Raw genomic sequence first — 13064 nt, 5'->3', positions numbered from 1 at the left:
GTTACCCTCGATTGTAGAAAACTGGTTCGACTGCGTTGTGATTCTTCCACTTCTCGATGAGTGGATTATATAGATCCTCCTGAATGACGGTGCGAGCGTTACCTCTGAGCACCTCCTGCGCGTGTTGATCGACGCTATCGAGCCCTACCCTTTTGGACTGTTGCTTCGTTTGTATTCTATCAAGCTTGATAAGGCGGTCTTCGATGACATGACCTGCCATGTAATCCTGCATGTCTTCCTGAGCAGCCATAGGAATTTCAACAAGTTTTATGTTCCACTGCCACAGCCCAGCTCCAAGCTTCATTTTGGGGTCTATCGTCAATCGGCTTCCCATGGTGCCAATTGAGATAGCATGTACTTTCTCAGGAGGCACCTTCAAAATGTAAACAGCTTCATGAATGGCTGCCAGCAAAGGAGAGTTCGCTATCAGCCCCCCATCAGCGTACCGGTTGTCCTCGAACTTGTGAACAGGGAAGTAGGTCGGAGCAGCTGATGAGGCTAGGACAGCCTCCACAACCTGGCGGCGACCATCCTGAGAAAACCTGGGATGGTGTTGAGTTTTAAAATACTGAGGGCCACCCTTGCTCAAATTCACCGTTGGAATGATGAGGCGGTGCTTCAGGTCATCGAAGGTCGTAGAAGATAGGCGGTCTTCATGCTCCAACAGTTCACGTAGCGCATTGGCACGATATCTTGAGGCTAATCCTCCCCATAAGGCACCAAAAAGCTTTCTCCGGTCGAAAATCTCTTTGCCATGCGCAGTGAAGAGTGGCGGTAGATCTTCAGTAGGAATTTCCTTGGCCACAGCGGATGCAAGGATGCTACCAACCGAGGTCCCAGCAATGAGATCGAATTTGTTGGCTAGCGTCTCACCAGCTAGACGCTCAAGCTCCTCCAGAATATCAGCACTGAACAGCCCACGATAACCCCCGCCAGATAGAGAAAGTATCCAAAAGTCTTTCTCCGGGTCCCATGGCACGAGCTTCTGAGAGATGGCATTCTCTGTAGACATAGTGTTCCTTCACAAAAATCGTTCCAACATGGATTGGAGGAAGGGTGGCAAATTGCAACCGACTACATGATCATTCTGACGATCTTTTTGTTTAGAATCAATTTCGATTGTCGTGCGAAATAGCTTCCCACCCAACATCATCCCGTCCTTCCCTGAGACCTGACTCAGGATCCAGTAGATTGAGAAGGTTGTCTATAGAGTAAGTGCGGCTGGCCGGCAGGTGGCCTAAGCCAATCATATGCTATGACCTATGGTATTGGAGTGAGTTCCGTGAGATTTGATAAATCTAATTCTATCATGGAGAGCACCTATGAGTGTAGCAAGTGGAAAAGATTAGCCATCTCTTTAATTTTTCTATCTTTTTTCTCAACTTAGGGATCTGATTACTTACTCGTTCAGCAGCATCTCCGACATCCCGTCCAACCGGCTCTTCACAACCTCCCAGCGAGGCATGGCGTAGCTGAGGAGGTCATAGAAGCGCTGGCTATGATTGTGCTCCTCCAAATGGCATAGCTCATGGAGGATGACGTAATCGATGCACTCAGTCGGCGCCTTCACCAGGTGCGGGTTTAGCAGCACGTCACCCTTGGGCGAACAGCTACCCCACTGAGTCTTCATCTCCAGTAGCCGCCAGTCGGGGCGCTCATCCAGCCAGTGCAGTCGATCTTCCACGTGCTTCAGGCGTCGATGGAAGACCTCTTGGGCTCGATGCCGATACCAAGCTCGCAAATTGGCTTTAACCTGTTCACGGGTCAGGTCAGGTCCAGTCACTTGGATCTGGCCGCGAAGCAGCTTCACGTGATGCTCGGTATCGCTGGTTATCCGCTTCAGCACGTAACGACGGCCCAGATAGAAGAGGGTCTCGCCGCTAACATACTCACGCGACAAGATGTGTCGCCGACGTTCGCGGATTTCGTCCATATGCTCGGTAACCCAGCGTGCGCGCTTGAGCAGCGCCTGCTTGACCTCGGCCAGCGGCGTCTCGGCCGGGGTCTGCACCTCGACCTCACCATTGGGGTGGACGTGGATCACCGCCTTACGTGGCTTCTTCCCTTGTTGCTCCGGTGATTCCACCTGAGTCCAAGTGAACGACAGCGAACGCTGGCCATAGCGGACCGAGTAACGGGCCACCTCCTGCTTGTGCTGGATGTCGCTCATGCGCGCTGACGCCCCACACGGACGATATGGATCACATCGTCGATGATGGCCTTGGCCTGCTCAAGGCCAAACCGCTTGAATAGAGATGGCAAAAGCCCCTTACGAATCCCAGACTCAATACCCTGTGGATTGAGCGTGTTTTCCGCGACCTGCTGATCAACCAGCTTGTCGATGGCAATTGCCTCGTCGACGAGATCCTGATGCTCCTCTTCCGACATCGCCTCAAACGCTTCGTCACCCAGTTGGAGACGGAAGACACCGTAGTAGGCCCGCGCGTGCGGGTTGTCCTTCAGCACTGACGGTATGCCCGGCACCTCGCGCTGCTGCACCTGTTCCTCAACTTCCTTAAGCAGGGCGTACTGCTTGCCGGGGTAGTCGAACAGGGCATCCGCCTCGGCGATAGCCTGCTTCAGCAGCTCGGAGAAGACCATCTGAGCATAGGGGTCGTTACCCAGGTCCTGCTCGATGGTCTTCTTGGTCCGAGTACGGATGCGATCGGCCTCGTTCCGCTTCTTCTCATCGCTCCACTCGTCTTCAGGTTGCTGGCCCAGCTGATCCACGGCATACAGGCCATCCCCCACCTGGATGTCGGTCGCCGTGACGTCGTCATCGACTAACTTGCGAATTTGTTTCTCATAGACCGAGTAGTCGATGGTCTCTTGGGCATCCTGCTTGGCGACCTGACGGAGTTTCACAAACCAGCGAAGGTCTCGCTTGTAGCTGTTGATGGTCGCCTCTGAGAACGACTTGTCCTCGAAGAAGCTCCGCGACGACAAGGCTAGCTTCAGGCACATACCGAACTCGGTCAGTGCTGCGTAGAAATCCTCACGCAGCGCTTGGTTGGCATCGTAGTCGTGCCCATCCCCATCCTGCTCGTAGTGGGGCATCAGCACGCGCCGGAAAGCCTCCTGGTCCCCGGTGTTCTTAACCGATGAGAAAAAGCTCCAAAGGCGTTCGTGCAATGCCGGTAGGCGCTTATACTCGGTGTCGACGTTGGCGTAGAGGCCGTCGATGTCCTCTATGTCATAGCCACCCTGCGTCTGGTCTTCTAGGTCCTGATAGTCCTGAATCGCGGTGTCCAGTTCCTTGAGGATGCCTCGGTAGTCGACCAACAGGCCGAACGGCTTCTCCTCGTGCAGACGGTTCACGCGGGCAATGGCCTGAATCAGGTTGTGCCCCTTGAGCGGCTTGTCGATGTACAACACCGCATTGCGGGGCTCGTCGAAGCCTGTCAGCAGCTTGTCGACGACGATCAGTAGGTCAGGCTCACCTTCAGTACCAAAATCCTCGATAGCCTTCCGCTCGTATGCCTGCGGGTCACCGGGGACGTTGTCTTTCCACCACTTTTGCACCTCCGGCAGCGTCGACTCGTCGATGTCTTCATGGCCTTCTCGAGTGTCCGGAGATGAGATGACTACCCGAGAGGTGACCTTGCCGATCTCATCCAGCTCGCGCTTATAACGGATTGCCGAGAGCTTGCTGTCGCAGGCTAACTGCGCCTTGAGTCCGTTGTCGTATTGCTTGATGTGCTGCTCGAAGTGCAGCGAGATGTCCCACGCGATGAGCTGGATCCGCCGCTTCGCTCCGTAGACGGCGCCGCGTTTGGCATACTTCTTCTTGAGGTCGGCCTTCTGCTTATCTGAGAGCCCCTGGGTGATCTTCTCGAACCACGCGTCGATCGAGGTCTCGTTGACATCCAACTCGGGACGCCGCTCTTCGTATAGCAGGGGCGTCACGGTGCCGTCCTCGACCGCCTTGCGCATGGTGTAGGCATGAACGATCGGGCCAAAGCGCTCTGCCGTGGTGGTCTTGTCGCGCTTGATCAGCGGTGTCCCGGTGAAGGCGATGAACGAGGCACGTGGCAATGCATTGCGCATTCGAACGTGGTTCTCCCCACCGTGACCGCGATGCCCCTCGTCGACCAGGACCAGGAAGTTCTCGCTGGGGTTGTAGCAAGCAGGGTCTTTCACCGCCGAGCGGAACTTGTCGATCAGCGTGAACAGCACGCGCTGGTTGCCTTGGCCGATCTCCCGAGCCAGCTCCTTGCCGCTGCTGGCTCGCGCACGGTTGGCGATCTGGCCACCACCAACACCCTGTAGCCCCAGGGCGCCGCCCTCTGCAAAGGTGTTGGAAAGCTGTTTCTCCAGATCGACTCGGTCAGTGACGACCAGTATCCGACAGGCCTTGAGGGCATCGTGCAGGATGAGCGCCTGGCTGAGAAACACCATGGTGAACGACTTCCCCGATCCCGTGGTGTGCCATACCACACCGCCCTTGCGCGTGCCGTCGGCCTCGAATTGGGTGATCTGCTCGATCAATGCCTCTATGGCAAAGAACTGCGGGTAGCGCGCGACAATCTTGGTGCCCTTGCTGAACAGGATGTAGAACCGGATCATCTTCAACAGTCGATCCGGGCGCAGGAGGCTGACCAACATTCGGTCCTGCTCGGTGGGCAGAACCGACTGCGTCCAAAGGGTTTCAAAGTGCTCGCGGACGCCGGGCTTCTTGTCGGTAAACAGCGCGTCCTTGGTCTTCACCGGAAGCGAGCGGTTTTTGAGCCGCTCGAATTCAGGCTCAGGGAGTTGCTCTTCAATCCAGCGCATCCAGAACTTGGCCGGGGTGCCGGTCGTGGCGTAGCGGCCGTCCGTGAGGCTGATGGCCATCACCAGCTGGCTATAGGCAAACAGCAGCGGGATCTCGTCGACCTTCTGGTTGCGCAGCGTCTGGCTGACGCCCTCTTCGATCATCGACTTGTTGGGATTGCCGGAGGCGGCCTGCTTGGCCTCGATGATCACCACAGGGATACCGTTCAGGAAGCCCACCACATCCGGGCGGCGCGTATGAGTACCGTGCACAGACAGCACCTCGAACTCTTCGGTCACCCGGAAGTCGTTCTCCTGGACGTCATGCCAATCGACCAGCGGCACGGTGACGGCATACTTTTGACCGCTGGGCATAAACTCGGTGACCGTCACCCCCAGTGTCAGGCGATCGTGCAGGCGTTGATTGGCCACCATCAAGCCTTCGCCAAGCCCCAGCGACGTCACCGCGTTGATCACCTGCTGGATACCGTCTGCCGATAGTGGGTACCACTCTCCCCGATACTCGAAGCGGTGCTTCTGGAGCCACCGGTGCAACAACGGCTTGATCACCACCTCCCGATTGGAGCGTCGCAGCTCCGTAACCTGCGACGGTGGCAGATATCCCCAGCCGGCGTTGATCAGAGTGGCCAGTGCTGGGATATGGGAGGCGTACAGCTCCGTGGTATTGGGGGTGAGTCGCGTATGTGACGTCATCGCCTGCTCCTGTTGGCATTGTGGTGTCCAACGGGGCAGCCACACCCCGTTCTGCCGGTTGGCTGGAATCGACTACGCGACCGCCTCTTCTTCCACATTGACCCGTCGCTGACCGGTAAGCAGCTGCTGCATCAGGGCTTTCTTCTCCTGTTTCAGGCAATCGAGCTTATTCTGGAGAGTTTCTATCTCGTTATCTGCGCGTGAAAGCACCTTCGCTATGGCATTTTGTTCATCTATGCCAGGCACTTTTACCTTGATTTCGGCAAAGTACTTGTACTTCAAGTTCCAGGTATCTGATACAAGCCCCTGTGAGTGTTTGTAGAACTCATGAATCATGCGAGGGAATTTAAAAAGATATGCTGCAAACAGGCTTCGCACTTTGCTGGTTGGCGTTATGACCGTGTAGGCAGGACTGATAAGCCCTTCCTTGTCTGACAAGCCAGAGACGCCCTGCCACATGCGCATGGTATTATATCCTATATCACCCACGCATAGACGCTTGTACTTCCCTTTATCTTCGCTAGAAGTGTCACGCCGAGCCAGGTCGTCGCGATCAATAACGCCTGCGCTACCTGTGACGGCCAGAAGTGGAAGCTCCGTCCATCCACTTTCATTTCTTTCATTAAATAGATCGCCAAGCTTGTGCTCCAGCCACTCTCCTTCAAACCCTGACAGCCGCCGCTTTCCAGTCAGCAGCTGCTGCATCAGGGCGAGCTTCTGCTTCCGACTTGCCTCAATCAGGTGCTCTGTGGTGGTGATGGCCTCATCCCATGTGGAGAGGATGCGGGCGATTTTTTGCTGCTCCACTAATGGAGGAACAGGTACCTTGATGCTTTTCACCAAGGCTCCACTCAAGTTACTTTGTCCAGCAGAGTTGCTGAAATTTCTTATCTGCTGATACTGAGACAAAAGAAAATTATAGTAAAATTCTGGATGAAAGCCCTCACTCAAAATAATTGCCGCACAGTTTTGATTGGTCGTTATTTTAATTTTTGACAAAGCAACTTGGCCTCGTGTTTTACCCTGACCAATCATCGCAAGCAATATAGTTTTTTCTGGAAGAAGCTTTGCGGATGAATTCTTGACACCTTCTTTCGTGAGAAAAACCTCAACATCACCTGAGTTGATGATGCAATTCTGAACCTCAGTAGTCCTTACCCAAGGGATATCCCCCCCCCAATATTCCTCATTTCTTTTAGAGGGGGTTCCTCCTGAGGTTACTTTGGCTATATCTTGAAGATTCTTTTTATCCCACCCCTCAGGAACCATTATCCATCTCCTTATCAATTCCCTGTTCAATCTGCTGCTGCACCAACGCCCGCTCGCGCTTCAGCTCACGCCGTAGCTCCTCTTCGGAGGGCAGATACGGCAGATACTTGGCGGCAAACATCTGTTCGCTGTCAGTGAGCACCGAGTACTTCACCACCGCCTCACTTTTCTGACTGCAAAGGATCAGGCCGATAGTGGGGTTGTCGTTGCTCTCCTTGCGGTACTGGTCGTAAATACGCACGTAGCTGTCCATCTGGCCCACATCTTGATGGGTGAGCTTACCCAGCTTGAGGTCGACTAGCAGGAAGCACTTAAGCTTAAAGTTGTAGAAGACCAGGTCGATGAAGAAGTCTTGGTCCTCGGTGCTGATGCGCTGCTGCCGTGCGACAAAGGCAAACCCCTTACCCAGCTCCAGCAGGAAGGACTGAAGATTGTCGATCAGCCCCCGCTCGAGGTCGGCTTCCAGATAGCGCTCACCGGGCAGGTTCAAAAAGTCGAGCAAGTACGGGTCGCGCAGGTAGTGCTTGGGGTCAGGCCCAGTCAGCTCCTGAGTGCGCTCTTGCGCCTCCTGCTGTACCGCTGGCCGGTCATGGCTGCTCAGTAGCCGCTCGTAGTAGAGCTTGCTGATCTGCCGCTCCAGGGCCCGTGCGCTCCACCCTTGCTCGATGGCTTCCTGTTGGTACCAGCGCCGCGCCTCCTCGCTCTCCACCCGCAACAGGACGCGGTAGTGCGTCCATCTCAATTCGAGACGCACTGCGTCTCGAATGGGAAACGTCTGGTAGAAGCGTCGCATGGTACGCAGGTTGGTGACGTCGAAGCCCTTGCCGAACTCCTCGGTGAGCGTCTGAGAAAGCTGCTGAAGCTGCCGCTTGCCGTATGCCGCGCGCGCCTCTCCCCGCTGTTCGTCCTCGACGATCAGGCAACCGATGTGCCAGTAGGTCTGCACCATCGTGCTGTTGACGGCCTGCACCACCTCACGGCGCGCCGTCTCGACCAGCTGGCGGATATCCGCCACCAGCTGAGGACTCACCTGCCCGCGCGGAGCGCTTCCGCCCGGCTCACGAGACATAGCCCAATTCCTTGAGGTATCCCTCCATCTCGCGGTCCAGCTCATCGAGCCGTGACTTGAGCTTCTGTCGCTCTGCACGAACCGCCATCAGGTCGATCTCTTCCTCTTCCTCGAAGGTGTCGACGTAGCGAGGGATGTTAAGGTTGTAGTCGTTCTCCTGGATGTCCTCCAGGGAGGCCAGGTAGCTGTACTTGTCGACTGTCTCACGCTTTTGGTAAGTGCTCACGACCTTGGCCACGTTCTCGTCGCTGAGCTGGTTCTGGTTCTTACCCGCCACGAAGTCCCTGCTGGCGTCAATGAACAGCACCTTGCTATCGATCTTGTCCTTGCGGAACACCAGGATCGCCGCCGGGATGCCGGTACCATAGAAGAGCTTCTCCGGCAGGCCGATCACCGCATCCAGCAAGCCCTCGTCGATCAGCTCCTTGCGGATCTTGCCCTCACTGGAACCCCTAAACAGCACGCCATGCGGCACCACCACGCCCATGCGCCCGGTACGCGGCTTGAGGGTCTCGATCATGTGGAGGATGAAGGCGTAGTCCCCCTTGGTCTTGGGCGGTACGCCGCGCCGGAATCGGCCATAGGGATCGTGGCTTGCGGCCTCATGTCCCCATTTCTCCAATGAGAACGGCGGATTGGCCACCACCACGTCAAAGTGCATCAGCTTGCCTTCGCCATCGAGCAGCTTGGGGTTGCGCAGGGTATCGCCCCACTCGATCTTGTGGTTGTCGATGCCGTGCAGGAACATGTTCATTTTGGCCAGCGCCCAGGTGCTGCCAATGGCCTCCTGCCCATACAGGGCGAAGCGCTTGGAGCCGTCATAGGCATTGCGAACCTGGTTGGCACACTTCAGCAGCAATGAGGCGGAACCACAGGCAGGATCGCTGATTTCATCACCCTCGATAGGTGCCACCAGCTCGGCAATCAACTCGGACACCTCGGGCGGGGTATAGAACTCACCCGCCTTCTTGCCCGAGGACGCCGCAAACTGCTTGATCAGGTACTCGTAGGCGTTGCCGATGATGTCGAGCTTGCCTACGCGGCTCGGCCGCAGGTTCAGATCATCCTTGGCGAAGTCCTCCAGCAGCGCCTTGAGGATCTCGTTCTTCTGTCTCTCGTCGCCCAGCTTCGTGGAGTTGAAGCTGATGTCCTGGAAGACATCGGCCAGCTTGCCGGTGTTGGCCTCTTCGATGGCGTGAAGGGCCTTGTCGATGCGCTCGCCGTTGCCCGGCTCATGACGGGCTTCATACATCGAGTAGAAATTGGCGTCTGGAGGCAGCACGAAGCGTTCGTTCTGCATCAACTCATGTATCAGCGCGGGGAAGTCGCCGTGCTCGGCCTTGTACTGGTCGTAGTGATCCTGCCAGACATCCGACAGGTACTTCACAAACAGCATGGTCAGCACGTAGTCCTTGTAGATGCTGGGATCGACGGTGCCCCGGAAGGTGTCGCAGGCATTCCAGACGGCCTTGTTGATCCGCTCCTGCTTGATGGCCACGTTGTGAGTAGCGTCGTTGCTCATGGGTGTTCTCCTTAATCAGGGGTGGCCAGCTGCGGCCTGGTCGTTCTGGGCGGGGACGGGAGCCTGTTCGGATGCCCGCGCTTCCGAGAGCACGGCCATGCCCAGGGCGCGCATTTCCTGTTCACGATTGGCGATCAGCGCCCTTAACTGCTCAGCCTCATCCAGCGCGGCACGGTGGAGTGAGGTGACCAGGGACTGTCGATGAAGCGATGGAATGGTCACAGGCAGACCCTTGAGCTGGGACTTGCTGATGCTGTGTTGCAGTGTTCCCTGCCCAAGCCTGGTCAGGTACGACTGCGCTTCATGATGGTTGATCTGCCACGCGAGGAATTCCGGCGTGATGACAGCTTTCCCAGATTCGCTGAGCCGAATCAGGAAAAAGGGCGGGGTGCAGACAGTGTGCTCAGGGATAGCCTGAGGCACCACAGCGGAAAAAAAACGCGCGCCACGAGAGACGAACAGGATGTCACCGGATTGCAGATAATCCGGCTTACGCCGGCCTTCTAAGGTCACACGATCGAGCGAAGCTGCCTGACAGCCCTCACCGAAGCCGTATTCCGGGTCGAGATGGCGTACCTGCACCACGCTTACCTCACCCTTGGGGTCGTGCCTGATTGCCCCTCGGAAGGGATAGCCTGGCTTGATATCCGCCAGGGCCTTCAAGAGAGCTTGATGGGGCTTGGAGGTATTCATCTGGCTCCAATGTGTACGTCATCGCCTATGATGCAGAGACTCTAGCCAAGATAACGCCATGGCGCAAGCTGGAAACTGCATCATCGGCAATGACGCACGGATTCGGTGCCATTGCACTCATCCAGTCCAGCCGCCACTACCCTGCCCTTTGGCTAGAATAGTAGCTACACGAGAGCCATCACCGACTGACGTCACAACCACGCAGCAGAGAAATTTCGCTACGTCAACGAAAATTCTTGCAATCATTACTAATGTAGAGTAAAGTTCTTATCGTTGCTTAATACGAGAGCATGATCCTCGGCTTTGCAACCTATTATTGAATTTTTTATTAGAAGCACAGGGCCGGGTCTGCTGTACCCACAATGCCCTCCCGGATGATCTCCACCGGGACGCTCGTTGCATTGATGCCTCCATGACTTGGCATCGTTAGAAATTAACTCATCCATCAACAGCCACATGCCAACAAGATAGGAGCCTTTCTCATTTGGCATGACAGTTCAGCCTTGGCAGGCTACACAACACAACGAGCAAAGGAGATCGCTCATGCATCCGTCACAGCAAGCGGAGCAGCACACCCTCGTCTCTCATCCTGTAGCGACGACTATTCCCCGTGAATTTTCCACTGGGGATGCCTCGAACGATGCCCTATTCGGGATATATAGCGACCTGCACTTATCGCGGGAACGCCTTCTACTGTTGCTGTACGCCAATCGCGGACTACTCCTGACGCAAGACGAGGAATCTGAACTGATTGCTCTCGACATTGAGTACCGTCGCGTCCGCCGCATTCTTGAGCGCATTGCCTCTGGTCGCCAGGATCAGGCACATGCCAGCGCTATTCGCTGCATGATGAAGCGTCAAAACGTGACTAGGCAAGAGGACCTTCAAGGTTCACTACCTGAAGCTGTAACCGATAAGCGACTGCGGCTGTACAGCCGTTCTGTCGTGTTGGTCGCCGCCATCGAATTCATTATTGGCGATCTAGCAAGCTATCTGGTTGGTTCTAGTCCGAACCAGACTGCGTAAACGCCACCCCAACGACATCGGCAGGCCGCCCTCTTCGGGCAGCCCATATCTTCACGCTTCAGGAGCGACCACATGGCACAACTGATCTCCCTTCTCGACGCCCGGATTATCTCGTTCTTCACTAGAGATGATGACCTCTATCCTGACGAATTCCGCATGTCACTCTCAGAAGGGCCAGAGGACTTGTATGAAGCTATGCGAGAAAACGACCATGCGCATTTATCATGCTACACCAAGGCACAGTTTATAGCGTCATTCAACAGAGTGTGCTTAGCCAACTGGCCTCACCTGACATCCCCTGCTTTTCAGTATGCCATTGGCGAGGATCGGATCATGCTGCCCCACGAGGTAACTGAGGAGCAGCGCGTCCGCATGGCCGGAAGCTGGATCGTACAGGAACAAGATGCCGTTGAACTGACAGCAAAGGATGGGGCCCTTCGTCGCGGGGAGCCCATCCAAAACCTACTCGAAATGAGTGTGGAGACTGCTGTGAATCTATCCGGTGCAGATGCAAGCAATATGCGCTCAGTGCCATCTGTGCAAGAAGCGTCCGAGAAACTCGCTGTCAATCCCTCGGCAGTCGAAGCCTTTCTGGAAGAACCCCATCACGCCCTACGTATGTGCTCAAAATATCTGAAATCCATGCTGGGCCTGAGCCTTGAGCCAAGTTCTCGAGCTATGATTATCCCCTTTCCAGGCAGATGCTCCGAAGCCTAAGGCGAGCTTGCGCGTATATCTAAGAGCCCTGGGACTAACCAGCTAAACTACAGGGCTCACATTACACCAAGATAGTGATGACACCGGACTGATTTAATTTTCGCAATAATAATTATGACAGGTATTTTTTTTGATTCTAGCTTGCCAAGTCTGCCTAGCCTTCTATAGTAAAGCCATACCAACGCATAGTAAGGAAACAGAAATGAGCAAACTACAGTCCGTAAGAATTAACCAATATCTCAATGAATTATCACCATCCCCTAGGGCCTTGAAGGCAAAATACAACACATCATTGGTAGCTGGCGTTAGAGCATTTCATGGAACCAAGAGATACACCATATTTTGTTGCTATGTCAGCATAGAACTTACAGACTCTGATGGAAACATCGAAAGAAGCGGGATGTCCCCATACGCTTTTGTAGAAAGGGGGCAACACAGCCCTATTAGGATAGAGGGTTACGCCAAACCTCTTCTAGCCTATTTAGCACAGAAAGGCATTGACATAAACAGTGTCGATATAAACAAACAGCTTGCTGAATTGGTCGTACTTGCCATACAGCAGTTCATATTATTGAACTCGGAAAACAAGGAGGCCAAGAAATAATCCCCAGCTGGGCAGAACTCTGAATTAATGACACAGAGCCGGAGTATGGCTATAAAGTTTCACTTATAGATAACCACAGCATCCGACTCTGTTCAAATGCAACCCTTTAGGCTCTGAATGCATCTCCTATATCACGATGACTAGGGAATGCTATCTCCACACATGAAATAGAGTCAGTTTTTATGACATACTGATTGGCTTTCTTCACTCAAGCTCTTTCATAGCAAATGGGTACAGTGCTTGATAAGTGAGGACTCTCATTGTTTTTACTCGCTCACGACCACACTGGATATCCTCTATCCTTTTTCTCCACCGTGGCCTAGCCATGATACTCAACCTCGCCTGTAGCGCTGCTTGCTTTATAGCATACTCAAGTGCATTAACAGCAACATCATCACCTAATGCCCCTCGGCGCATCAACATGAAGCAATAATCTAAGCTACATTCACACTTTATACGCGCCTCTTTTAACAGCCCAATAGCATCATATAGCTTTTTAAGCTCCATGGATGTTCTAATTAAATCTTTCGTTAAATTTATTTTCAGCTCACTCACAGAAAGTACCAACTATTTACACCATTATTGCACACTCGCTCAAAAATTTCACGTGGCAATGATCTTGCAATTAACAAAAGGTTTTGGCTGAAAGGTCTGCCGAGCGTAAGCGAGTGTAGGGCGTCAGCCTCGCCAAGAGGAAT

At 54.4% G+C, this 13064-nt stretch carries 11 protein-coding genes; 3 read left to right on the top strand and 8 right to left on the bottom strand.

What is annotated here, in order from left to right:
- Position 1: 1 nt before the first annotated feature.
- The 7 genes from C1H66_RS01340 to C1H66_RS01310 all read right to left on the bottom strand — a co-directional run bounded on the left by C1H66_RS01340 (position 2) and on the right by C1H66_RS01310 (position 10019).
- Positions 2-1012 carry a CBASS cGAMP-activated phospholipase gene (locus C1H66_RS01340; protein WP_102626127.1) on the bottom strand — a complete coding sequence of 337 codons (1011 nt, stop codon included), beginning with the start codon at positions 1010-1012 and terminating at the stop codon, positions 2-4.
- Positions 1013-1399: 387 nt separating this feature from the next.
- Entirely contained in the window at positions 1400-2170 is a 771-nt protein-coding gene (locus C1H66_RS01335) for a M48 family metallopeptidase (RefSeq protein WP_102626126.1), read from the bottom strand.
- Positions 2167-5466, bottom strand: coding sequence for a type I restriction endonuclease subunit R (locus C1H66_RS01330; protein ID WP_102626125.1), 3300 nt, complete (start codon positions 5464-5466; stop codon positions 2167-2169). Before C1H66_RS01330 ends, C1H66_RS01335 begins: the two co-directional genes overlap by 4 nt.
- 72 nt (positions 5467-5538) lie before the next feature.
- Entirely contained in the window at positions 5539-6735 is a 1197-nt protein-coding gene (locus C1H66_RS01325; RefSeq protein WP_102626124.1) for a restriction endonuclease subunit S, read from the bottom strand.
- Positions 6725-7804, bottom strand: coding sequence for a PDDEXK nuclease domain-containing protein (locus tag C1H66_RS01320; RefSeq protein ID WP_102626123.1), 1080 nt, complete (start codon positions 7802-7804; stop codon positions 6725-6727). Before C1H66_RS01320 ends, C1H66_RS01325 begins: the two co-directional genes overlap by 11 nt.
- A complete protein-coding gene (locus C1H66_RS01315; RefSeq protein ID WP_102626122.1) occupies positions 7794-9326 on the bottom strand; it encodes a type I restriction-modification system subunit M in 1533 nt (510 codons plus the stop codon). Before C1H66_RS01315 ends, C1H66_RS01320 begins: the two co-directional genes overlap by 11 nt.
- 15 nt (positions 9327-9341) lie before the next feature.
- The gene (locus C1H66_RS01310; RefSeq protein ID WP_102626121.1) at positions 9342-10019 is read right to left on the bottom strand and encodes a restriction endonuclease subunit S domain-containing protein; all 678 of its coding nucleotides are present in this window, start codon (positions 10017-10019) and stop codon (positions 9342-9344) included.
- A 543-nt stretch (positions 10020-10562) separates the two neighbouring features.
- Between C1H66_RS01310 and C1H66_RS01305 the strand changes: the two genes are divergently transcribed.
- The 3 genes from C1H66_RS01305 to C1H66_RS22445 all read left to right on the top strand — a co-directional run bounded on the left by C1H66_RS01305 (position 10563) and on the right by C1H66_RS22445 (position 12366).
- The gene (locus C1H66_RS01305; RefSeq protein ID WP_102626120.1) at positions 10563-11045 is read left to right on the top strand and encodes a hypothetical protein; all 483 of its coding nucleotides are present in this window, start codon (positions 10563-10565) and stop codon (positions 11043-11045) included.
- 72 nt (positions 11046-11117) lie between these two features.
- Entirely contained in the window at positions 11118-11762 is a 645-nt protein-coding gene (locus tag C1H66_RS01300; RefSeq protein WP_102626119.1) for a hypothetical protein, read from the top strand.
- A 202-nt stretch (positions 11763-11964) separates the two neighbouring features.
- Positions 11965-12366, top strand: coding sequence for a hypothetical protein (locus C1H66_RS22445; protein WP_146010658.1), 402 nt, complete (start codon positions 11965-11967; stop codon positions 12364-12366).
- Positions 12367-12570: 204 nt separating this feature from the next.
- Here C1H66_RS22445 and C1H66_RS22440 read toward each other — a convergent pair whose 3' ends face one another.
- Positions 12571-12921, bottom strand: a complete 351-nt coding sequence (locus C1H66_RS22440) for a hypothetical protein (RefSeq protein ID WP_146010657.1) — start codon at positions 12919-12921, stop codon at positions 12571-12573.
- Positions 12922-13064: the final 143 nt, after the last annotated feature.

This window comes from Halomonas heilongjiangensis (genome assembly GCF_002879645.1).
In the GTDB taxonomy this organism is placed as follows: domain Bacteria; phylum Pseudomonadota; class Gammaproteobacteria; order Pseudomonadales; family Halomonadaceae; genus Halomonas; species Halomonas heilongjiangensis.
This window is presented reverse-complemented; position numbering and strand designations above follow the sequence as displayed.

Excerpts from the sequence above, each read along its gene's own strand:
- C1H66_RS01340 (WP_102626127.1), bottom strand. The coding sequence starts at position 1,012 with ATGTCTACAGAGAATGCCATCTCTCAGAAGCTCGTGCCATGGGACCCG.
- C1H66_RS01335 (WP_102626126.1), bottom strand. The coding sequence starts at position 2,170 with ATGAGCGACATCCAGCACAAGCAGGAGGTGGCCCGTTACTCGGTCCGC.
- C1H66_RS01330 (WP_102626125.1), bottom strand. The coding sequence starts at position 5,466 with ATGACGTCACATACGCGACTCACCCCCAATACCACGGAGCTGTACGCC.
- C1H66_RS01325 (WP_102626124.1), bottom strand. The coding sequence starts at position 6,735 with ATGGTTCCTGAGGGGTGGGATAAAAAGAATCTTCAAGATATAGCCAAA.
- C1H66_RS01320 (WP_102626123.1), bottom strand. The coding sequence starts at position 7,804 with ATGTCTCGTGAGCCGGGCGGAAGCGCTCCGCGCGGGCAGGTGAGTCCT.
- C1H66_RS01315 (WP_102626122.1), bottom strand. The coding sequence starts at position 9,326 with ATGAGCAACGACGCTACTCACAACGTGGCCATCAAGCAGGAGCGGATC.
- C1H66_RS01310 (WP_102626121.1), bottom strand. The coding sequence starts at position 10,019 with ATGAATACCTCCAAGCCCCATCAAGCTCTCTTGAAGGCCCTGGCGGAT.
- C1H66_RS01305 (WP_102626120.1), top strand. The coding sequence starts at position 10,563 with ATGCATCCGTCACAGCAAGCGGAGCAGCACACCCTCGTCTCTCATCCT.
- C1H66_RS01300 (WP_102626119.1), top strand. The coding sequence starts at position 11,118 with ATGGCACAACTGATCTCCCTTCTCGACGCCCGGATTATCTCGTTCTTC.
- C1H66_RS22445 (WP_146010658.1), top strand. The coding sequence starts at position 11,965 with ATGAGCAAACTACAGTCCGTAAGAATTAACCAATATCTCAATGAATTA.